Here is a 19,410-nt window from a genome sequence, read left to right as displayed (position 1 = left end):
ACTATTGCGGCGTCAGCTGGGCGCGAATCTCGCCGGCCGGATAGGCGGCGCTGTGCAGGTTGACGTAGAGCTTGCCGGCCAGGTAGCTGGCATATTGCGGTGGCGTCAGGCTGGTGTCGGCCGGCACGGCAAACATGCCGTCGCCGGTTTTCACCAGCGGCACGATCACCGGGCCATTGGCGCCGGAGGGCGCCTCGTGAATATGCGCGGCCGTGGCCAGCATGCCTGTATAGCGCACGGCGCCCGTCACGCTGCGGTCCGGCGCCACGTAAATGGTGCTGCTGCCGCTGGCCGCGCTGGTATTGGCCGGCACTTCGTGCGCACCGGCGAGGGTCACGTCATGGCCAGCGGCAGCACGCGGGCCACGCGCGCAGGCAAGCAGCAGGCAGGCCGTGGCCAGCACGGCAATGCAGCTGGCATGCTGGCGCAGCACGGTCATCGCGCCATCAAGCCAGATGGCCTTCCGCCACCCAGCCGCGGTTGGCGGCCGGCGCCTTTGGTTTGGGCGCGATGCCGCTGCTCTTCTCGGCTTCCTCGATGATGTGGCGCATGCTGTCGCTGGCCGCTGGGCCGGGCGCAAACGCGTAGTACTCGTCATTGATGGGCAAGCCCGTCATGGCGTCGACCAGCACCGGATCGGCAGGCATGCCCGTATCGCGGCTGGCGATAACGAGGCTGGCGCCTTCCGGTGCGAAGTTTTCATTGCCCCAGGCGATAAAGGCCAGCAGCACCGGCTTGAAGGCGCGGCCCGACTTGGTCAGCACGTAGTCGTAGCGCGGCGGCTTGGCGCAGTACAGGCGGCGCGTCATCAGCCCGCCTTCCACCAGGTCGGCCAGGCGCCGCGTCAGGATGGTCGGGGCAATTTTCAGGCTTTTTTCGAACTCGTCGAAGCGCGTCTTGCCGTAGAACGCCTCGCGCAAGATGAGGATGCTCCACCATTCGCCGACCTTGCCCAGGCTGCGTGCGATCGGGCAGGGCAAATTATTGAAATTGGTATGTTTCATGACTGTCTCCTCACTTAGTTGCCAAACTACAATTAAATTATTTCCATGGAAATCACGTTACTATCGACTTGCCAGTCACTATTTGCCCGGCAAAGGTCGTGAAAATACGCGAAAACTCACACTTTTTATTGCTCAAGTACAATTTGTCTTGTTCAAACACCCCTATCCCGGTGCCAGTAGCGGATCCGCCCCGGCCTTCTGTAGGCCGTAGCCCATATCCGTTTCAACCAGATGCGATCAAGATGAAACCTTTGAAGTTTGCTTTCCTGCCCGCCTTGTTCGCCCTGTCCGTGTGCCAGACCACGACCGCCGGTACGACCTCGTCCGCTTCCTTCCAGGCGACCTTCGTGGTCCTGGAAGCATGTACCATCACTTCCCTGCGCGGCGCCACCATGCCCGGCGTGCGCTGTCGGCACAATTCACCGTATCTGATCGAACGCCAGGCCGGCACCGAGGGCCGGTTCAGCGTCACGTTCTAGAAATAAATCGTCGCCGTCACCGTATCCTTGTAGTCGCCCGGCACTGGCGTGGTTTGCGCCGGCACCCGTCCATAGATCGTCACCGGCACGCTGTTGCCTGTTCCGATCCCCGTCACCATCGTCGTGCCCGCCGTGCCATCGCCCCACAATGGGCCGTCCAGCGTGCCCGACAACTGATAGTCGATAGTGGCCGCCGACACCGTGTTTTTCATCTTGCGCGCTGCCACATTGGCCGCCACCGTGCCGCCGTTCAGGGCGATCTGGTAGCTGTTGTTGTTCACGCAGCGCACCGTCAGGGTGCTGGTGCTGCGCACCGAGCCCGTCAGGATGGTGGCATTGGCAAACGCCATCGGCGTGGCGGTAATGGTGCAGTTGTTGATGGCGGTCGCCTTGACGGCAAAGCCGAAGCTGGCGCTGTTGCCCAGGCAGTTTGTCGGCGCGGCCAGGACGCTGATCGCATAGGTCAAGGTGCCGGCGCCGGTAAAGCTGGAGCTGTATTCGGTATTGCCGTTATTGACTGTCGGCACTGCCGCCAAGGCGGCGCCGGCGGGGATCTTGCCGTAGAAACTGAAGTTCTGCGTCTTGGTGCCGCCGAGCGACAGCAGTCCCATCGACAGTGACACCGGCAACGAACTGGTGGCGCCGGTAATGCCCGGTCCGCCCCAGATTGCCGCCGGCGCATAGGTGGAGTTGACGTACAGGTTATACAGCATGCGCAAGGTGCCATTGCCCAGCATGCGGTCGGCAGCCGACAGCGAATTGGTGCCCAGGTTCAGGTTCAGGCAGGCGCTCACATAGGCCGTCAGCAGCGGCGCCAGCGGCGCGAAGGTGCAGCTCAGTACGCCTGAACCGGTCAGCGTGTAGTCGGCGCCCGAGATCGGCGAAACGCTGCCGAAGTTGGCGTCGACCACGGTGGCCGAGCACGTGTTCTGGGCCTGGGCACCGGTGGCCCAGGCGCAGGCCAGCACGACGATGATCAAGCTCAGCAGGCGACGCATCAGCGGCCTCCTTCGGTGGCTGGACGCTTGACGTTGCGGCAGCGCAGCGGACCAATCACCGGCAAGCCGCCGGCGGCCGGGCGCACATAGGCAAAGCGCACCACGCAAATATTGTCGTCGTCGCCGATGCGCATTTCGTTGTCGGCCGACAGGTCATCGACAAAGGTGACGCCGTCAAAGCCGACCACGGTGCGCTTGCCGCTTTGCACATGCAGTACCGGCAAGCCGGTCGGCAAGGGCTTGGCGTCCTCGCCATGCACGATCACGGTGGCGGCGCTGTAGCGTTCGACCGGGAACGAGGCCAGCACGCCGGACAGGCTGCGCGGCACCACGTTGATATTGGTGACCGGCACGCGCGCGTCGACGTCCAGGCCCTCGGTGCCGATGGCGATCTGGTTGTTGCCGTAGGCGTTCAGGTTCGGCACCAGCAGGTAGCCGCTGTTGCCGGTCACGCCAATCTGGCGGTTTTCATGCAGCACCGGCACATTGGCCACGCCGCCGGTCGAGACCAGCGCAAAACCGTTGCCGACCTGGCGCGCGGCGGCCAGGTGGCCGTCCATCATCACCACCGCGCCGGACAGGCCCAGCGCCGAAGCGTTGCTGAGGGCGCTGTTCTGCACGCGACCCGTCAGGCGGCCATAATTGCCCAGGTATTCCAGCTGGCCCTGGCGGTAATCGAAGCCGCCCGAGGTACCGGCCTGCACGGCCCAGCCGAAGCCGCCGCCGAAATCGGCGCTTTGCTGGGCGTTGAAACTGCGGCTGTTGACATTGTTCTGCCGGCTGGTGCTGCTGCTGACACCGATATCGTCAAAGGCCATGCTGAGGCCGAAATAAAAACCGCGCTGCGCGCTGTCGCGCAAATCCTGGAAGATGCTGGCGTTCAGGAACAGGCTCTTGAACAACGACGCCGTATAGCCAGCCGTGACGATCTTCGACACATCCGCGCCCGGCGAGCGGTAGGTGATGTAGCTGAGATTGACGCTTTGGCCGGCCGGCAAGGCCAGGTTCAGCGACAGGCGGTCGGCCTTGCGCACCACCGGGCTGCCGTCGATCGTGGCGACGTCGCCATAATTGGCGCTGGCGCGCGTGCTTTGCGCATCGATGCTGAAGCGCGGTCCCATGTACTGGTAGCCGACGCTGGCCTGCATGCCCTTGTTGCGCCCGCCACTGGCGGCCAGCGATCCATTGACGACACCGCTTTGTCCCATGCGCAGCAAGGCGCCCATGCCGCCATTGAGCACGCCGCGCGTGAGCTCGCCGTGCGCTTCGACGGTCAGGTTGTCGCTCACGCCATAGCGGCCCGAGGCGCTGGCCACCGGGTCATTCGCGTAGCCAAACGAGCGCCGGCCATAGTTGCGGCGCAGCACGCCCACTTCCATCGAATAGTCGCTCAGCTCGCGCGCCAGCAGGCGCGTATCCACATACAGCGGCAAGGTGGTCGTCACGCTGCGGCCCAGTGCGTCGCGCGTGATGATGGTGGCCTGGCCGGCGCCGTTGATGCCGCTGACCTGGTTCAGCACGAACGGTCCGCTCGGTACGCTGGCCGAATATTGCTGCACGCCGTTGACGTACAGGCTCAGCGACGACGGCACCAGCGCCGTGCCGTCGACCGAAGCGACCGGGAAGGTCAGCAGGTCGGGACGCAGCTGAAAGTTTTTGCGCCATTGAAAGCCGCCCATGCGCAGCGCACGGCTCCAGCTGAGCGACGACGAGACCAGGTCGCCCACCTGCCAGCTTTCCAGCGTCTCCGGGTCCGAATGGTTCCAGAAAGTATCGAAACGCACATACTCGCGCTGGCCATCGCCGACGCTGAAGGTGCCGGTGTTGCTGAACACGCCATGCTGGTTGAAGTAGCGCAGGTCGTTGAACAGCGCGGTGCGGCGCGTCTGGCCCAGCTCGGAATACACTTCATAGTTGAGCACCGCGCCCGGCGTGACCTGCGACGGCGCCGGGCGCGGCGCCGAGCGCGCGCTGACGGCATACGGCATGCGCAGGCTGTCGTCGACGCGCAGGGAAATGCTCTGGCGCGCCGGATCATATTCATATTGAATCCCGGCGATGGCGTCGAGCGACACCTCGGCCTGGCCAGGCGCGCCAAAGCGTGCCGGGTCCAGCCCGAGCTGCTGCAAGTTCTCCACGCTGCTGCGCAAGCCTTTGCCCTGCTGGGTAAAGCGCAAGATCAGCCCGGTCGCTTCGGCATTCAATATGACCTCCAGATACAATTCATTGGGCGCCGCCGCATCTTGCGGCAAGCTGGCCGGCCCCGGATCGGCGGTCACGGCAGCGGCATCTGCGGCATGGGCCGCCCGGGTGGCGAGGATCAGCAGCCCCAGCAGCACTAGTGGCAACATCGCACCCGCCTGCCATGTAAAAGTCCATCTCATGGATTGACCCGGTTGAGCAAGCGTGCGCCATGACGGCAATGTTCAAGGTGGTGTCGAGTTTCGGGCAACGCTCGCCTTTGCATTGACATTCACGGCAATCGCCAGCGGTCCTTCCAGCGCGGCGTCCCTGGCGACGGGCAGGCGCCAGACGCGCATGCGGCCCGCCAGCACATAGCCAAACAGGCCATTGCTGATGACAAAATCCTTGCCGGCCTGGTTGGTCAAGGTCAGGCTGCCGATCTGCGCATGGAAGTTGCCGCTGTTTTGCACGCGCAGCATCCACTCGCCATCCTTGCGGTACACCTGCCAGTCGAGCGCTTCCTTGCCGGGCATGCCGGTGGGCAGCACGAACACCGGCACCGAATAGCGCAGGCGGATATCGACCCCGCTGCGGGCCGGATCATCGTCGCGTCCCACCTCGTCGATCAGCACGCGGTAAGTGCGTTCCTGCGGCGAGGGGCCGGCTTGCGTACGCACCAGGCGGATGGTCTGCCGGCCGTTTGCGGCGATCTCGACAATCGGCGGACTGGCGACCAGTTCCTGCGTCGGCGACAACGCTTCTTCGCCATTGGCCTGGTCCCACAGAAATACCCGCACCTGGCCGAACAGCGGCGCATCACCGAGGTTTTGCAAGGTGATGCCGGCCGAACTTTGCTCGGCGCGCATGCTGAGGGTGACGGGAGAAATCTGCAGGTTGGCGGCCCCGGCCGACTCCAAGGTTGCGATGCCCAGCAACAGCATCGACAGCAGGAAGGTACGGCGGGCCGTCATCAGGACCGCTCTCAGAAGTACACAGTAGCCGTGATGGTCGATTTGTAGGTATCGGGCACCGGCGTGTTTTGCACTGGCACCTGGCCATACACCGTGATGGTCTGGGCCGCGCCCGTGCCGGTGCCGCTGTGCGTATCCGTGCCCTGGGTATTGCCCCATACAGTGGCGCCGGAGGTCTGGAACAGATTGTATTGCACGGTGGCCGTATTGCCGCCAGTACCAGCCAGGTAACGCGTGGTGCCGACCGAACCGGAACCGGTGCCGGCGTTCAGGCCGACATTGTAGGGCGTGGTGTTAGTGCAGGTTACGCTGAGGTTGGTATTGACACTCACGTTGCTAGCCAGTACACCTTGAGTCTGGCCGAAATCGAGTGGCGCGGCCGAGATGACGCAGTTGGCGATGATCTTCAGCGTGACGTCAAACGTGGAGTTGTTCGAACCGTTCGAATACGTGGCCGCAGTGCCGGTCAATGGCAGGGCAGCGGCGATCAGGGAAAGGGCAACCGCAGCGGCGGCGAAAGGGGAAAATTTAGCGCGTAACATACTACCTCCTGATGTTGAAGCATCAATATAAGGCCCCTTTTGTGGAGGGACACGAGGATAGTCACGGTATTGCCGGCGTTTCTCGGGCACGCAAACCAGGACAACAAGTTCAACTGCCAATCGCCGGCGTTCTTGGGCTTTCAGCAGCTTTGCCTAAGTGGCAAAGCAGATCTTTTTATAAGCGACATTGCTTTGAATCAATCTATGATTCGATTATTAGTCATCCATGGAATCGCTGCTTCTTCTTGCGGTGAAACATCTTTTGAAACACGCGAAAAGCAGAAAATAATTTAAAAGCAGGGCATAATAAACCACAACTTGCTTTTTGGTTAAGTCATCCATGCCTATGTCAGTGACCAGTGAAACCGGTAAGAAGAACATCCTGATCGTGGACGATTCCGCGTTCGAGCAGCGCATGCTGGCCGAGCTGCTGAGCGACGAGCCCTACCGTTTCAGCGTGGCCTACAATGGCTACCAGGGCTACCAGCTGGCGCTGGCGACGCACCCGGACCTGATCCTGCTGGACGTGCGCATGCCTGAAATGGATGGCTACACGGCCTGCCGTTTGCTCAAGGCCAATCCTGAAACCGAACATATCCCGGTGATTTTTCTCAGCGGCGCCGACGCCGTCAATGAACGCGTGCTGGGCTTGCAGGTGGGCGCTGTCGACTACATCTCGAAACCGTTTACGCCGGCCGAACTGGCCGCGCGCATCCATGTCCACCTGGGCCTGATGCCGCGCGCCAACAGTACCGCACCGCCAGCCACGACCGGCACCGACAAGCCGCCCCAGCATCCGGACCTGGTGTTCGTCAACGCCGTCAAGCAGCTGATCCTCGACAACCTGGCCAGCCTGCCCAACCTGTCCGAGATCGCCCGCAGCGTGGGCACCTACCGTGAAAAACTGACCCTGATGTTCCGCGAGCAGACCGGCATGACGGTGTTTGCCTTTATCCGCGAAGCGCGCATCGCGCGCGGCGTGGAACTGCTGCAGCAAACCGAGATCGACGTGCAGGATATCGCCCTCCTGATCGGCTTTCACAACGCCGGCAATTTCGCCACCGCCTTTCGCGAACGCATGGGCGTCACCCCCACCGCCTACCGCCAGCGCCTGCTGGAGCAGCGCGGCGCGCAAGCAACACCTGCGCCGGCGCAGCATTGATGCCCTGCGCGGCGCTGCTTCAGAACTTGTAGTTCAGCTTGAGCGAAGCAAAGCGCCCGCGCGGATCGGCCTGAGTGCAGTCAAAGCCCGAGGCCGAGTAGTCCCATGGCGCGCGCTTGTTGGCCAGGTTCTGCACGATCAGACTGACATTCGCCTGTGGTGTCAGTTGCCAGCTGGTGTTGATGTCGAAGGTGCTGAAGGCGGCCACCGATTCATCCAGGTGCGTGTTTTGCGCATAGCTGCCGACATAATTCCAGCTCAGCGTCGAGCTCCACTTGCCCAGTTCCCAGGTGGCCGAACTGACACCGCGCCATTTCGGGATCGAGCCGAAGTAATTGGTGCCGGCACCGTCCGTCAGCGCGGCGCCATCGGACAGCGGTTCGGCAAAGCGCAGCACGCGGCTCAGTTGGCCGGCCAGGGTCAGCTTGCCCCAGTCACGGCCGACAAAGCGCTGGCGCAGGTCGATATCGACGCCCGATACATCGCGCTGCCCCTGGTTGCGGTACTGGCGGTACAGGGTGGTAATGCGCCCGTCCGCGTCACGCGTGACCTTGCCCGGCGCGCTCGCTTCATTGGCGATGGTGGTGACGGCGCTTTCCGTGCCGATCACGCCATCCTGGCGTATGCGGTAGTAGTCGATGCCGATGCTCGAATCGCTGGTCGGCGAAATCACCACGCCCAGATTGATGTTTTTCGAGCGCTCGGGGCGCAGCCCGGTATTGGCGATGGTGATCGCCGTCACGCCGCGCGACTGGGTCGGCGTTTGCGGGTCGCGCGGATCGATCACGCTGACGTAGCTGACGGCCGTGCTTTGCGTGATCTCGGGCAGCGACGGCGCGCGAAAACCGCGCGAAGCGGTGCCGCGTACCAGCAGCCATGGCGCAGCCTGGTAGCGCGCGGCCGCTTTCGGCGAAAACGCATTGCCGAAGTCACTGTAGTGGTCGGCCCGCCCGGCCAGGTTCAGCGACAGGTCTTTCACGACCGGTACATTGAACTCGGCAAACAGCGCCGACACATCGCGCGAGCCGTCGATGATATTGATCGCCGGACGCAGCTCGGTGCCCGACAGCACGGCGGTCGAGGTTTGCGAGTCCATTTTTTCACGGCGCCACTGCGCGCCAGCGGCAAAGCCCAGCGGGCCGGCCGGCAAGTCCCAGATATCCTTCGCCGCTGAAAAATCGAGCGTATCGAGAGTCGACTCGGCCGGACGCAGGGTCGACAGGCGCAAGCGGTTGCGTACCGCCTCGCTGTTTTTCGACTGGTCAAAAAAATTATAGCTGCCGTCGGCCAGCGCTTGTTCAAATGCATAGCGGTTCACGAAGTTCTGTACGGTTTCCTTCAGCTCGCTGCTTGAATGGCCGATGGCCGCATCCCAGTCCCAGCCCGCCAGCGTACCTTTCACGCCGGCCAGGGCGCGGTAAAACGTCACTTTGTCCTGCTTCATGCGCGGCCCCAGGTCGAATAGCGTGGCCGTGAACGGCAAGGGCGTCGTGCCCGGATTGTTCGGATGGCCCACCGGCAGCACCACGGGGATGGTGTCGAGTGCCTGGCTGGCATTGTTCCATACGCGCGTGGCGTTGTTGACGGTGAGCGGCGCGCTGAAGGTCTGGTCGGCGCGCGAATAGCTGTGCAGCAAGTCGATGTAGGCTTCGGTATCCGCATTCAGTTTGAAGGTGGCGCGCGCGGCCGTGTGCACGCGCTTGATACCCGGGATCAGCGTTTTATAGGGCGCGGGATTGTAGGCCAGCACCTGCCCCGTCTTGCCCGGCGTGATGTCGCCATAGTTCACCAGTTGCAGCGGCCCTTGCACGCCGCCCAGGGTGCGGGTCGGATCGGAACCGGCATAATTGGTGATGGCCCAGCCCAGGCTGCCGCGCTGCTGATTGCGAAAGTCGGCATCGCGCATCCAGGCCACATCGCTTTGCTGCAGCTTGTCGCGCTGCTGCGCATCAATCGACAGCACCACGCTGTAGCCGTCGTCCTGCAGCTTGCCGAAGCCCGTTTGCAGCGCCGCGCTTTTCTCGGTCTGGCCGGTGCCCTCGGTGGTGCCACCCAGCTGCGCCGTCACCTCGGTACCAGTGAATTGCTGGTACAGGATGATGTTGACCACGCCGGCCACCGCGTCGGAGCCGTAGACGGACGAGGCGCCGTCCTTGAGCACCTCGATGCGCTGCACTGCCGCCATCGGCAGGCTGTTCAGGTCAACGAAGGTCTCCTGCAGGTTTTGCGCCGTGGCGTAGCTGGCCACGCGCTTGCCGTTGACCAGGATCAGCGTGTTTTTCTGGCCGATGCCGCGCAGCGACAGGCCCGACGTTCCCGCCGAAAAACTGCCCGTATATTGTTCGTTGTAGCTGTTGCCGCTGTTGGCGGAAATGGCGCGCAGCACTTCGGCCACGCTGGTCTTGCCGCTGGCTTTCAACTCCTTGGCGGTGATGACCTGCACGGCGCTGGCGCCCTCTTTTTCGCTGACGCGGATATTCGAGCCGGTGACATTGACACGCACCATCTCTTCCTGAGCATGGGCATACGACGGGAAAGCGGCGGCGATGGCGAGACTGACGGCGAGTGGTTTGAGCATGGTTTCCTCTTGATGGGATAAGTTGTGCCTGTTCCGGATAAAACAGGCGCACGGGGGCCTGCTGGCCGGATGGAGCAGCGGACAACGACAGTGGGATTTTTTTAAGGAATTACGGGATGCGGCGGCGTGCCCGCATCGGCATGCGCAGGCTTGTGCGCATGGCCGATGGAACGATAGAAAAATAGATGAATACAGTAAAACGCGACATGAAAGACACCGGTAAGCAGGGAAACCCCACTATATCGCGGCGTCTTTCAATCAAGAACGAATTAAAAATTGATTGTATATACGTTTTGAGTCTAAGGACTCAGGCCACGGCGGCGGCCGCGCGCCGCGCCTGCACATGCCACCAGTACCACGACACCAGCGCATTGATCCAGTAGGCCGCATACAGCACCGCCGTCAGGTGCAGGCCGCGGCTGTAGTAAAGCGGCACGGCCACCGTATTGACCAGCAGCCAGAAGCCCCAGGTCTCGAGGCGCCGGCCCATCAACAAGAATTGCGCGATGATGCTGAACACCAGCACGGCCGAATCGATGAAGGGCGCATAGGCATTGGTCCAGGTATGCAGCAGCATGCCGTAGATGACCACCGAGACCACGCCGGCAGGCACGATCCACGCCAGGCTGCGCCAGCCCACGCGCGTGATCGGCAAGGGCTTGCCGCCCGCGCCGCGCCGCCACTGCAACCAGCCGATCACGCAGGTCACGATAAAGAACAGCTGCAGCAGCACGTCGGCGTACAGGTTGACCTGGTAGAACAGCACGGCAAACAGCACGCTGCCGATCATGCCGATCCACCAGGAGTGAATGTTGTTACGACCGGCCAGGATAATGGAGGCGGTCATCAGGACATTGGCGGCGATTTCAAGCGGGGGTGTCAAGCGGGCTTCCTTTGCGGTGGGTGACGGATCAGCGTTGCCACTATAGCCGATTTGCAGCGCCCGCCCTCCTCTTTCAGCCCTCTTCCTTCACCCTCCCCGACAGCAATTGCCGCAAGCGGTTCTTGCCGGCCCGGCGCGCTGCGCGCGGCGACACTTCCGACTGGTGCGCGCCGGCGCCGCCGCGCAGCTTGGCGGCCACCACCAGCGGGTTGCGCGGCTTCGGCGTTTTCAGTTTCATTTTCATTTTTTCTCCTTTCAACCCTTGATGCAGACTACCTGGCGCAAGGTGTGCACCACTTCCACCAGGTCGCTCTGGTGCGCCATCACCGCATCGATATCCTTGTAGGCGGCCGGGATCTCGTCGATCACGCCGCCGTCCTTGCGGCACTCGATGCCCATCGTCTGTTCGATCAGGTCGAAGCGGTCGAAACGCCGTTTCGCTTCGCTGCGGCTCATGCTGCGCCCGGCGCCATGCGAGCATGAACACAGCGACTGCGGATTGCCCTTGCCGCGCACGATAAAGCTGCGCGCGCCCATGCTGCCGGGGATGATTCCCCACTCACCCAGCCGCGCCGAAATGGCCCCTTTTCGCGTCACGTACAGCTCCTCGTTGCCATGTGTTTCCTGCGAAATGTAGTTATGGTGACAGTTGATCGCTTCGCCATCGAGCCGGAACGGCGGCGCAAATTTCGCCAGTGCATCGAGCACCAGGCGCATCATTTCGCTGCGGTTAAGCAGCGCATAATCCTGCGCCCAGGCTACCGCTTCCACATAGTCGTCGAACACGGTGGAACCCTCGCTGACATAGGCCAGGTCCGCATCCGGCAGCTCGATCTTGTGGCGCCGCATGTCCTTCTGCGCGGCGGCGATGAAATAGCGGCCGATCGCATTGCCGATGCCGCGCGAGCCCGAATGCAGCATCACCCACACACGCTGTTCTTCATCGAGGCAGATCTCGATGAAATGATTGCCGCCACCCAAGGTGCCGGCCTGGCAGATCCAGCTGCGCTCGAACTGGCGCAGCATTTTCGCGATCCCGCGGTGGCGCTCGACGATGCGCAGCAGGCGGTCATTCAGGGGCCGCGTGGCGCGTGCCTGGCGCGAGCCTTGCACGCGGCTCCAGTCGTGCTGCTCGAAGCCGACCGGCACGGCCGCCTCGATGGCGCTGCGCAGGCGCGCCAGGTTGTCGGGCAGCTCGCTGGCCGTCAAGGTGGTGCGCACGGCATTCATGCCGCAGCCGATATCGACGCCGACGGCGGCCGGAATAATCGCGCCGCGCGTGGGGATCACGCTGCCGACCGTGGCGCCGATGCCGGCATGCACATCGGGCATGGCGGCAACAAACGGATGGACGATGGTCAGGCTGGCGATATGCTCAAGCTGGCGCAGCGCTTGGGCATCGATATCGTCGGTAAAAATATGCACGGGTACATTGGCGCCGTGCAGGGTGTGATGAATGGGCATACGTAAAACCTTGTGTATGCCAGGGCCTTGCCTGCCGGCACGCTCAAAAAACGCGCGCCAAAAAACAAAACCCCGGCGAGTTTCCTCACCGGGGTTTGAAGGAACGCCGGCTCGGGATCGATGACCCCGAGCAGCATGCACGGGGCTAGTGGTGATTCAAATTGTCGCTAGCCTGGTATTGCATGCTGTTTCCTTTCATTGTTGAGTGGATCAATTGACCGAGCCACGATTCTGCGCCACGGCCACCAGCCCTGTCAACCGAACGCATGATAAAACGACTATCTGTTGTAAAAAACATGATCGTGCTTTCCTTCATCTTCCAGGAACTTTCCATATATTCTTGATGACATGTGGTTTTGATGCGTTGCAGATTTCCAGGATAACGGGGTGATAATGAAAATGCGATTTGCGGCACTGACGATGTGCATGCTGATGATGAGTTGCGTGGCGCGCGCCGACAACCTGTTTCCGACAAAGCCAGCAAGCTTCAAGGCGTGCTATGACGCCGGGCAAGCCTGGATACGCGCGAGGATGCCCGAGCTGAACGCCAGCCCGCAACCTTCGCGCTACGAATTCAATGCGGAGCTGGCGGCATGTACCCAGCGCGTGCCGGCGTTCGCGCAATTTACCTGGCCAGCCGAATTGGCTTACCGCGGCAAGGCGCCGTACCAGAACTTTTTTGCGCAGGATGGCAGCGGGAACTGGATCGTGGCCAGTTATTCCGCATCGTCCGATTCTCCGTTGACGTATTTGCGGATGCCGAAAAACGGCACCACGGCGGAGCTGATTTCGTCGGTGCCGCTGAACGGCTATTTTTTCGGTTTCGACTTTGCCGCCTATGACATGGACAAGGCCGGCCGCGCATTCGGCTCGCTGACGGCGTTCCTGACCAAGGATGCGTCGACGCTCTACTTCGAGCTGCTTGGCCGGGGCGATGGCGCCGGTCGACTGCTGCTGCAAAGCCAGCGCGAGGTGATCGCATTCGATACGCAGAAAAAGACCTGGTTCTGGCGGAAGTGCCTGTTGCAGCTGGCACCGGCGCCACGCAATGACCTGCCGAACATCGTTGAAAAGTGCCGCACCAGCGATGCCGCGGACGTGGCGTCGCTGGTGCGCGGTACCGCGGTATCCACGCGCGCCACGAGCAGCAAAACCCTGCAGTGGAACGGCACTTCCTTTGAGGAGGGCGAGCCCACCGCGTGGCTGGCGGCGCGTAACGCCCCTCCCATCAAGTTTCCCGCCATCGTGACGCGCAGCGTCAAGGGCGAGGTGCAAGAGCACGATGGCCTGCAGTTCCGGCGCGTCACGCAGACGCAGGGGCCCAAAGGCCGCCACCCGGTGGTGACGAATGAAACGATCGACATCGTAAAAGGCCTCGCTCCAGCGGCGGCGCGCAAAATAAATGATGACATTGCCAGGACCGTTGCCGCTGCGACCGATGGCACGATCGAGCCGGAAGTGAGGTACGATGATGGACAGCGAACCATTCAGTACGGCGAATTCATCTCGAAAGCGGACTTTGTCAGCTTCGCTCGCGGCTTTGTGGTGATCCGTTTTTCTTCATCGACAATGGCGCCCATGCACAGAAGTTACGACGAGACGTCGTATGTCTTGTATGACGCCGCTTCCGGCCTGCGGCGCGAGATGTCCGCGCTGTTCGATACGCCTCGCGCCTTTGACCTGTTTACTTACGGCGCCACGGCACGCTTCAAGGTGCCCTACCTGTTTCCAAAACGATGGGTGGTCAAGGATGCCGGGCAGTCGACCGGATTGCTGGTCGTGATTCCGCAGCCAGGCGGCATGGCGGTACTCGCCGGCGATGTCTTTGGAGGCCACTATGTCGAAACCTCGTTGGGCATGGTGCCCAACGCCGATATCGCATCGACCTTGCGCGCCGGGCAGCTGCAACCGCGTATCGCCTGCGCGCCCGAGATGGAACGCCCCGAGGAGCAGCGTCTGTGCGCGGAACACCTGGTTGGCGACTACGAGACCTTGCTGCAACAGTGGCAGGCCCGCCTGGAACGCGTGGCCGGAGACGCCGCTGCGGCCGACAAGCTGAGCGAGGATCATGCGGCTTTCCTGGAAAAAATCGCCGCATGCCCCGACAAGGACCGTGCTTGCCTCAGGCAGCGACTGAGCGAGCAGTCAGCGGCTTTACAGTAGGTCGGCCGCGCCATCGCTCCGCTAGCGTGTCGCGCCAGGCGCTTGCTGCGCCTCCCCGAGCTGCGCTTTTTCCGCGGCTTTTTCCTTGGCTATGCGCGCGTCCAGCTTGGCCTCATTTTTGGCCGCGTAGCTGCGGCACGCCTGCGCATCGATAAACGGATTCGGTGACACGCCCATCACCAGCTGCGCGAGCTTCTGGTCGGCGCCCGAATGATCGGGGTGGGCGGAGATGAGGATGTCGCAGGGCAGCTTTGCCACGTCCCGCATCACGCGGCGAAAGGCGGGCGTCAGGTCGGCATGGCGCTCGTCGCCCAGGTAATGGAAATGGTCGGCCGCCACCGGTGTCAGGCTGGCGCCGAAGACCACGTTCAGGCAGTCGGTGCGCGCCGCATCCTCGCACGAGACCCAGGTCCAGCTGGTGCTGCCTGGCGTATGGCCGGGCGTATGGCGCGCCGTCACGGTCAGTTCGCCCAGCTGCAAGGTCTCGCCGTCGGCGATCTCGCGCACGTTGGCCACCGCCGGCATGGGGTCGATCTCGCCGGCCTGCGGGTCTTCGTCCAGCACCCTGCCCGCACGCAGGGCCTGCGCACCGAGCGGACTGGCGACTACTTGCGCACCGCTGTCGCGCGCCAGGGCTGCGATGCCGCCCGAGTGATCGAAATGCGCTTCGGTATTCAAAATGAACTTGATGTCCTCGATGCGAAAACCCAGTTCCCCGATATGCTCCTTGATGGCCGCCACCGATTGCGGCAGGGCGCCATCGATCAGGATCAAGCCGGCCTGCGTATGGATCAATACGACGCTCAGGCCACCGACGCCCACGTAATACGTGTCGCCATGGATGCGCACCGGCTGCTGCGGCCGGTTCCACTGCTCGGCGTAGGGCGAGGCGATGGGACGGGTCAGCGGATCGTCGGCGGCCTGCGCCAGGGCGGAGCATGACAGCGGCAGCAGGGCCAGCGCGGCGAACAGCTTGGAAAAGGCGAAAGGCGGCATGCGGCTCCAGTCAGGAATATTTTTTTATAGGAAACACAGAGTACCGTTGCCAGCGCATGCCGGTCAAGTTTGTGTCAGGATGGACGCCTGTCCACTGCCGCGCGCCTTGCGCCTGTCTGCCATGCGTCTGCTGATTTTGTCCGACCTGCACCTGGAAATGTGGCGCGAGAACGCGCCCGCCATCGACCTGTCCGGCCGCCCCGACGCCGTGATACTGGCCGGCGATATCGACACGGGCGCCAACGCGATCGCCTGGGCCGCGCGCACCTTTGGCGCGTTGCCGGTGCTGTACGTGCATGGCAATCACGAGGGCTATGGCCACCAGCTGGAACAGATGCAGATGGATGTGCGCAAGGCCTGCGCCAGCGCCAATGCGCAAGGCGCGCAGATCCGCCTGCTCGATGGCGATACGCTGGAGTTGAATGGCGTGCGCTTTCTGGGCGCCACCTTGTGGACGGATTTTTTGCTGTTCGGTGCGGAGCGCCAGGAAGAGGCCTTGAACGCGGCGCAGGCGTACATGCCCGACTACCAGCGCATCAGCACAGGTGGCGACGAGCCGCGCCTGCTGTGCGCCGAGGATACGGCCGCCCTGCACGCGCGGCACAAGGCCTGGCTTTCGGCACGGCTGGCGCAGCCTTTCGACGGCGCCACGGTGGTGATCACGCATATGGCGCCGTCGATGCGCTCGGTGGAAGAGCGCTACGCCACCAATCTTGGCTCACCCGCGTTTGCGTCCCAGCTGGACGCGCTGGTGGCGCAGGCCGACCTGTGGGTGCATGGCCATATGCACGCCTCGCACGACTATCGCATCAAGCAATGCCGCGTGGTCTGCAATCCCTGCGGCTATCAAATGGCCGACGGCATGCCGGAAAACGACAACTACAATCCCGGTTTGATCGTCGACATCGCCAGGTAGCGCAGCTGCACCACGCCGCTGGGCAGCTGCAGCGTGCCATCCAGCCGCCAGTCGCTGCGCGGCAGGCCGTCCTCGAACAGGCGCACGCCCTTGCCCAGCACCACCGGCAGCACGGACAGGGTCAGGCTGTCGATCACGCCCTCGCGCAGGCCGGCGCGGATGATGGCGCCGCCGTCGAGATACACGTGTCGGCAACCCTGCCCTGCCAACTCCCGCAGCACTTCCCGTACACTGCCTTCGCGACGCTGCTCCCCGTGGCGCGGCGCAAAATCGCGGTGGCTGAGTACCACCACGCGCTTGCCCGCGTACGGCCACGGCTCAAAGCCCAGCACGGCGTCATAGGTGGTGCGGCCGATCAGCAGGGTATCGACTTGATCCATCAAGGCCGTATAGCCGGTGGCCTCGGGCGAGTCGGGGGCCAGTTCGGCCAGCCAGGACAGGTCGCCATTCTCTCCCGCGATGCAGCCATCGAGGCTGATGCCGAGAAAAACGCTGACAAAAAGTTTTTGCATGGGAGTAGTGCTTTCATTTAATTCTACAGTGTAGAATTATGCCCATGAAAACCCAAAAAATTCAAGCCATCGAACCTGACGTGCGCCGTGTCGGGCGTCCGCGCCGCACCGCGCCCGCACTGGACAGCGCCAGCATCCTGCAGGCGGCATTGGTCCTGCTGGAAGAAAAAGGCGAAGCGTTTTCCATGCGCGCACTGGCGCACAAGTTGGGCGTCGATGCCATGGCCGTGTATCACTACTATCCGGGAAAAGAGGAGTTGCTGCTGGCCTTGATGCTGAAGCGTTTTGCAGCGCTCGATCCGGCGCAGCCGCCGTTTACGCGGCGCCAGGCTCCGCTGCGGCGTTTGCTGGCGCTGTGCGCGCTGTACCTGGAACTGATCAGCGCCACGCCCTACTTCGTGCGCCTGATGGCGCGCGGGCTGGTAACACAGGCCGACGTGGCCGAGCGGTTTACGGCCCTGTTTGAGCTGGCCGTCGAGGGCATGCAACTGGATAGAAAAACCCGGCTGCGCGGGCGCGATGCGCTGGTCGATTTCCTGCATGGCCATGCGCTGGCGGGCAGGCCGGCCAGCGAGACGCAATGGCAGGCCTCGGTCGGCCTGATCCTGGCGGGCATGGCGGCCCGCCAAACGCATTAGCCGGACCTTACGCCAGCAGCTTGATCAGCGCTTCCGCCGCCGCTTCCGACGATGCCGGATTCTGGCCAGTCACCAGCAGGCCATCGATGATCGCATAAGGCTGCCAGTCGCCCAGCTTCGAATAGTCGCCGCCGTTTGCCTTGAGCATGTCTTCGACCAGGAACGGCACGATCTTGGTCAGGCCCACCGCTTCTTCCTCGGTATTGGTAAAGCCGGTAACGCGCTTGCCATTGACCAGCGGTTTGCCATCGACGCCTTTCACATGGCGCAGCACGCCCGGTGCGTGGCAGACGGTGGCGACCGGCTTGCCGGCGGCGATCATCTGTTCGATCAGCGCGATCGAGTGCTGGTCTTCGGCCAGGTCCCACAGCGGACCGTGGCCACCGGGGTAGAACACGGCGTCGAAGTCGGCCGCTTTCACCTCGGACAGCTTGCCGGTATGGGCCAGTACTGCTTGCGCAGCAGGGTCGGCCTTGAAGCGGCGCGTGGCGTCGGTCTGCGAATCGGCTTCATCGCTTTTCGGGTCCAGCGGCGGCTGGCCGCCCAGCGGCGAGACCACCGTCAGTGTGGCGCCCGCTTCTTTCAGCGCGTAATAAGGCGCGGCGAATTCTTCCAGCCAGAAGCCGGTTTTCTTGCCGGTGTCGCCCAGTTTGTCGTGCGAGGTCATTACCATCAGGATGTTCATGTTGTTCCTTTTCAGTGAGCTTGCGAGGGTGGGTTACAGTGCTGCTTCGAGGATAAGGCGACTGCGCGCGAGGTCGATATCGCGGTGTTCGCCCAGTGCGGTCATGCCATGTGCTGCCAGTTGCTTCAGTACCGCTTCCACCGCTTCCTGGCCCAGGTCATAGGCCGACAAACGGGTGGGAATGCCCAAGCCTTCAAAGAACGCGCGGGTGTGGGCAATGGCGGCATCGATGCGTTCGTCGTCGCTGCCTTCGGTGATATTCCAGAGGCGCTCGCCATACTGTAGCAACTTGCCGCGTTTTTGCTCGCGCTGTACCTCCAGCAGTGCTGGCAGCACCAGCGCCAGCGTGCGCGCATGGTCGATGTCGTACAGGGCCGTCAGTTCATGGCCGATCATGTGGGTGGCCCAGTCCTGCGGCACGCCAGCGCCGATCAGGCCATTCAGGCCATTCAGGGCCAGGGTGGCGGTCCACATCAGATTGGCGCGCGTTTCGTAGTCGTCGGGCGCGGCGACCGCCTGCGGTGCGATTTCGACCAGGGTTTGCAGCAGGCCTTCGGCAAAGCGGTCCTGTACCCGCGCCTGTACCGGGTAGGTCAGGTACTGCTCCGTGGTGTGCACGAACGCGTCGACCAGGCCATTGGCGACCTGTTTGGCCGGCAGGGTAAACGTCTTGCTCGGGTCGAGCACGGAAAACTGCGGGTACAGCAGCGGGCTGCGGAAACTGAGCTTGGCCTGCGTGGCTTTTTTCGTCACCACGCCGCCGCTGTTCATTTCCGAACCGGTCGCCGGCAAGGTCAGCACAGCACCGAATGGCAAGGCTTGCGCGATATTGGCGCCACCGCGTTCGGCGATGTCCCAGGGCTCGCCGTCATGGAGGGCGGCGGCGGCAACGAACTTGGTGCCGTCGATAACCGAGCCACCGCCGACAGCCAGCAGGAAGTCCAGCTTTTCGCTGCGCACCTGCGCCACCGCACGCATCAGGGTTTCATAGCTGGGGTTCGGTTCGATGCCGCCAAACTCCTGCACGCTGCGCTGGCCCAGGGCCGTGCGCACTTCGGCCAGGGTGCCGGTCTTTTCGGCGCTGGCGCCGCCGTACAGGATCAGCACGCGCGCGTCGTGCGGTACCAGCGTGGACAGTTTGGCGACCGTCTCGGCGCCGAAAACGATTTTGGTGGGGTTATGGAATTCAAAATTCTTCATATTTTCGCCTTCCTATTATTAGACTGGTCGTCTAA

19 protein-coding genes are annotated in these 19,410 nt (G+C 62.9%); 5 read left to right on the top strand and 14 right to left on the bottom strand.

The genetic code is table 11. The features are described from left to right. Window position 1: 1 nt before the first annotated feature. Both AC0Z42_RS24150 and AC0Z42_RS24145 read right to left on the bottom strand, forming a co-directional pair. Window positions 2–439 (bottom strand): CHRD domain-containing protein, encoded by a 438-nt coding sequence (locus AC0Z42_RS24150; protein ID WP_485470684.1) that lies wholly within the window; start codon window positions 437–439, stop codon window positions 2–4. A gap of 7 nt (window positions 440–446) precedes the next feature. Next, window positions 447–1,004: a winged helix-turn-helix transcriptional regulator gene (locus AC0Z42_RS24145; RefSeq protein ID WP_485470683.1), complete on the bottom strand. Its 558-nt coding sequence runs from the start codon at window positions 1,002–1,004 to the stop codon at window positions 447–449. Between the two features lie 242 nt (window positions 1,005–1,246). Between AC0Z42_RS24145 and AC0Z42_RS24140 the strand changes: the two genes are divergently transcribed. Continuing rightward, a complete protein-coding gene (locus AC0Z42_RS24140) occupies window positions 1,247–1,483 on the top strand; it encodes a hypothetical protein (protein ID WP_485470682.1) in 237 nt (78 codons plus the stop codon). Here the strand turns inward: AC0Z42_RS24140 and AC0Z42_RS24135 are convergent. From AC0Z42_RS24135 to AC0Z42_RS24120, 4 genes are all read right to left on the bottom strand, one after another. Continuing rightward, window positions 1,480–2,481, bottom strand: coding sequence for a Csu type fimbrial protein (locus AC0Z42_RS24135; protein ID WP_485470681.1), 1,002 nt, complete (start codon window positions 2,479–2,481; stop codon window positions 1,480–1,482). The genes AC0Z42_RS24140 and AC0Z42_RS24135 overlap by 4 nt on opposite strands. Next, window positions 2,481–4,832 (bottom strand): fimbria/pilus outer membrane usher protein, encoded by a 2,352-nt coding sequence (locus tag AC0Z42_RS24130; RefSeq protein ID WP_485470680.1) that lies wholly within the window; start codon window positions 4,830–4,832, stop codon window positions 2,481–2,483. Before AC0Z42_RS24130 ends, AC0Z42_RS24135 begins: the two co-directional genes overlap by 1 nt. Window positions 4,833–4,907: 75 nt before the next feature. Continuing rightward, window positions 4,908–5,636, bottom strand: coding sequence for a fimbrial biogenesis chaperone (locus AC0Z42_RS24125; protein WP_485470679.1), 729 nt, complete (start codon window positions 5,634–5,636; stop codon window positions 4,908–4,910). 11 nt (window positions 5,637–5,647) lie between these two features. Next, window positions 5,648–6,178, bottom strand: coding sequence for a Csu type fimbrial protein (locus AC0Z42_RS24120; protein ID WP_485470678.1), 531 nt, complete (start codon window positions 6,176–6,178; stop codon window positions 5,648–5,650). A 346-nt stretch (window positions 6,179–6,524) separates the two neighbouring features. Between AC0Z42_RS24120 and AC0Z42_RS24115 the strand changes: the two genes are divergently transcribed. Then, window positions 6,525–7,340, top strand: coding sequence for a response regulator transcription factor (locus tag AC0Z42_RS24115; protein ID WP_485470727.1), 816 nt, complete (start codon window positions 6,525–6,527; stop codon window positions 7,338–7,340). Window positions 7,341–7,359: 19 nt separating this feature from the next. On the opposite strand, the gene AC0Z42_RS24110 is transcribed toward AC0Z42_RS24115, so the two are convergent. The 4 genes from AC0Z42_RS24110 to AC0Z42_RS24095 form a co-directional block, all read right to left on the bottom strand. Next, window positions 7,360–9,918, bottom strand: coding sequence for a TonB-dependent receptor (locus AC0Z42_RS24110; protein WP_485470677.1), 2,559 nt, complete (start codon window positions 9,916–9,918; stop codon window positions 7,360–7,362). 307 nt (window positions 9,919–10,225) lie between these two features. Next, on the bottom strand, window positions 10,226–10,801 hold the full coding sequence (gene pnuC / locus AC0Z42_RS24105; RefSeq protein WP_485470676.1) for a nicotinamide riboside transporter PnuC: 576 nt from the start codon (window positions 10,799–10,801) through the stop codon (window positions 10,226–10,228). A 73-nt stretch (window positions 10,802–10,874) separates the two neighbouring features. Beyond that, window positions 10,875–11,045, bottom strand: a complete 171-nt coding sequence (locus AC0Z42_RS24100) for a hypothetical protein (RefSeq protein ID WP_485470675.1) — start codon at window positions 11,043–11,045, stop codon at window positions 10,875–10,877. A gap of 11 nt (window positions 11,046–11,056) precedes the next feature. Further along, window positions 11,057–12,265, bottom strand: coding sequence for an RtcB family protein (locus AC0Z42_RS24095; protein WP_485470674.1), 1,209 nt, complete (start codon window positions 12,263–12,265; stop codon window positions 11,057–11,059). 444 nt (window positions 12,266–12,709) lie between these two features. On the opposite strand from AC0Z42_RS24095, the gene AC0Z42_RS24090 reads away from it, so the two are divergent. After that, window positions 12,710–14,428, top strand: a complete 1,719-nt coding sequence (locus tag AC0Z42_RS24090) for a hypothetical protein (RefSeq protein ID WP_485470673.1) — start codon at window positions 12,710–12,712, stop codon at window positions 14,426–14,428. Between the two features lie 21 nt (window positions 14,429–14,449). Here AC0Z42_RS24090 and bla read toward each other — a convergent pair whose 3' ends face one another. Further along, entirely contained in the window at window positions 14,450–15,424 is a 975-nt protein-coding gene (bla, locus tag AC0Z42_RS24085) for a subclass B3 metallo-beta-lactamase (RefSeq protein WP_485470672.1), read from the bottom strand. A 79-nt stretch (window positions 15,425–15,503) separates the two neighbouring features. Between bla and AC0Z42_RS24080 the strand changes: the two genes are divergently transcribed. Then, entirely contained in the window at window positions 15,504–16,340 is an 837-nt protein-coding gene (locus AC0Z42_RS24080; protein WP_485470671.1) for a metallophosphoesterase family protein, read from the top strand. Here AC0Z42_RS24080 and AC0Z42_RS24075 read toward each other — a convergent pair. Continuing rightward, a complete protein-coding gene (locus tag AC0Z42_RS24075; RefSeq protein WP_485470670.1) occupies window positions 16,304–16,852 on the bottom strand; it encodes a dihydrofolate reductase family protein in 549 nt (182 codons plus the stop codon). The genes AC0Z42_RS24080 and AC0Z42_RS24075 overlap by 37 nt on opposite strands. Before the next feature lie 44 nt (window positions 16,853–16,896). Here AC0Z42_RS24075 and AC0Z42_RS24070 point away from each other — a divergent pair, with 44 nt between their 5' ends. Beyond that, the gene (locus tag AC0Z42_RS24070) at window positions 16,897–17,490 is read left to right on the top strand and encodes a TetR/AcrR family transcriptional regulator (protein ID WP_485470669.1); all 594 of its coding nucleotides are present in this window, start codon (window positions 16,897–16,899) and stop codon (window positions 17,488–17,490) included. 7 nt (window positions 17,491–17,497) lie between these two features. On the opposite strand, the gene AC0Z42_RS24065 is transcribed toward AC0Z42_RS24070, so the two are convergent. Both AC0Z42_RS24065 and AC0Z42_RS24060 read right to left on the bottom strand, forming a co-directional pair. Then, window positions 17,498–18,175, bottom strand: a complete 678-nt coding sequence (locus AC0Z42_RS24065; RefSeq protein ID WP_485470668.1) for a type 1 glutamine amidotransferase domain-containing protein — start codon at window positions 18,173–18,175, stop codon at window positions 17,498–17,500. 33 nt (window positions 18,176–18,208) lie between these two features. Further along, the gene (locus AC0Z42_RS24060) at window positions 18,209–19,375 is read right to left on the bottom strand and encodes an iron-containing alcohol dehydrogenase (RefSeq protein ID WP_485470667.1); all 1,167 of its coding nucleotides are present in this window, start codon (window positions 19,373–19,375) and stop codon (window positions 18,209–18,211) included. Window positions 19,376–19,410: the final 35 nt, after the last annotated feature.

Source organism: Janthinobacterium sp. 1L-D-8-B-C4, assembly GCF_057291295.1.
Note: the sequence above shows the minus strand (reverse complement) of the source record. Positions and strands in the feature narration are given on the sequence as shown.

Coding starts and splice junctions, on each gene's coding strand:
- AC0Z42_RS24150 (WP_485470684.1), bottom strand. CDS start 439: ATGACCGTGCTGCGCCAGCATGCCAGCTGCATTGCCGTGCTGGCCACG.
- AC0Z42_RS24145 (WP_485470683.1), bottom strand. CDS start 1,004: ATGAAACATACCAATTTCAATAATTTGCCCTGCCCGATCGCACGCAGC.
- AC0Z42_RS24140 (WP_485470682.1), top strand. CDS start 1,247: ATGAAACCTTTGAAGTTTGCTTTCCTGCCCGCCTTGTTCGCCCTGTCC.
- AC0Z42_RS24135 (WP_485470681.1), bottom strand. CDS start 2,481: ATGCGTCGCCTGCTGAGCTTGATCATCGTCGTGCTGGCCTGCGCCTGG.
- AC0Z42_RS24130 (WP_485470680.1), bottom strand. CDS start 4,832: ATGTTGCCACTAGTGCTGCTGGGGCTGCTGATCCTCGCCACCCGGGCG.
- AC0Z42_RS24125 (WP_485470679.1), bottom strand. CDS start 5,636: ATGACGGCCCGCCGTACCTTCCTGCTGTCGATGCTGTTGCTGGGCATC.
- AC0Z42_RS24120 (WP_485470678.1), bottom strand. CDS start 6,178: ATGTTACGCGCTAAATTTTCCCCTTTCGCCGCCGCTGCGGTTGCCCTT.
- AC0Z42_RS24115 (WP_485470727.1), top strand. CDS start 6,525: ATGTCAGTGACCAGTGAAACCGGTAAGAAGAACATCCTGATCGTGGAC.
- AC0Z42_RS24110 (WP_485470677.1), bottom strand. CDS start 9,918: ATGCTCAAACCACTCGCCGTCAGTCTCGCCATCGCCGCCGCTTTCCCG.
- AC0Z42_RS24100 (WP_485470675.1), bottom strand. CDS start 11,045: ATGAAAATGAAACTGAAAACGCCGAAGCCGCGCAACCCGCTGGTGGTG.
- AC0Z42_RS24095 (WP_485470674.1), bottom strand. CDS start 12,265: ATGCCCATTCATCACACCCTGCACGGCGCCAATGTACCCGTGCATATT.
- bla (WP_485470672.1), bottom strand. CDS start 15,424: ATGCCGCCTTTCGCCTTTTCCAAGCTGTTCGCCGCGCTGGCCCTGCTG.
- AC0Z42_RS24080 (WP_485470671.1), top strand. CDS start 15,504: ATGGACGCCTGTCCACTGCCGCGCGCCTTGCGCCTGTCTGCCATGCGT.
- AC0Z42_RS24075 (WP_485470670.1), bottom strand. CDS start 16,852: ATGCAAAAACTTTTTGTCAGCGTTTTTCTCGGCATCAGCCTCGATGGC.
- AC0Z42_RS24070 (WP_485470669.1), top strand. CDS start 16,897: ATGAAAACCCAAAAAATTCAAGCCATCGAACCTGACGTGCGCCGTGTC.
- AC0Z42_RS24065 (WP_485470668.1), bottom strand. CDS start 18,175: ATGAACATCCTGATGGTAATGACCTCGCACGACAAACTGGGCGACACC.
- AC0Z42_RS24060 (WP_485470667.1), bottom strand. CDS start 19,375: ATGAAGAATTTTGAATTCCATAACCCCACCAAAATCGTTTTCGGCGCC.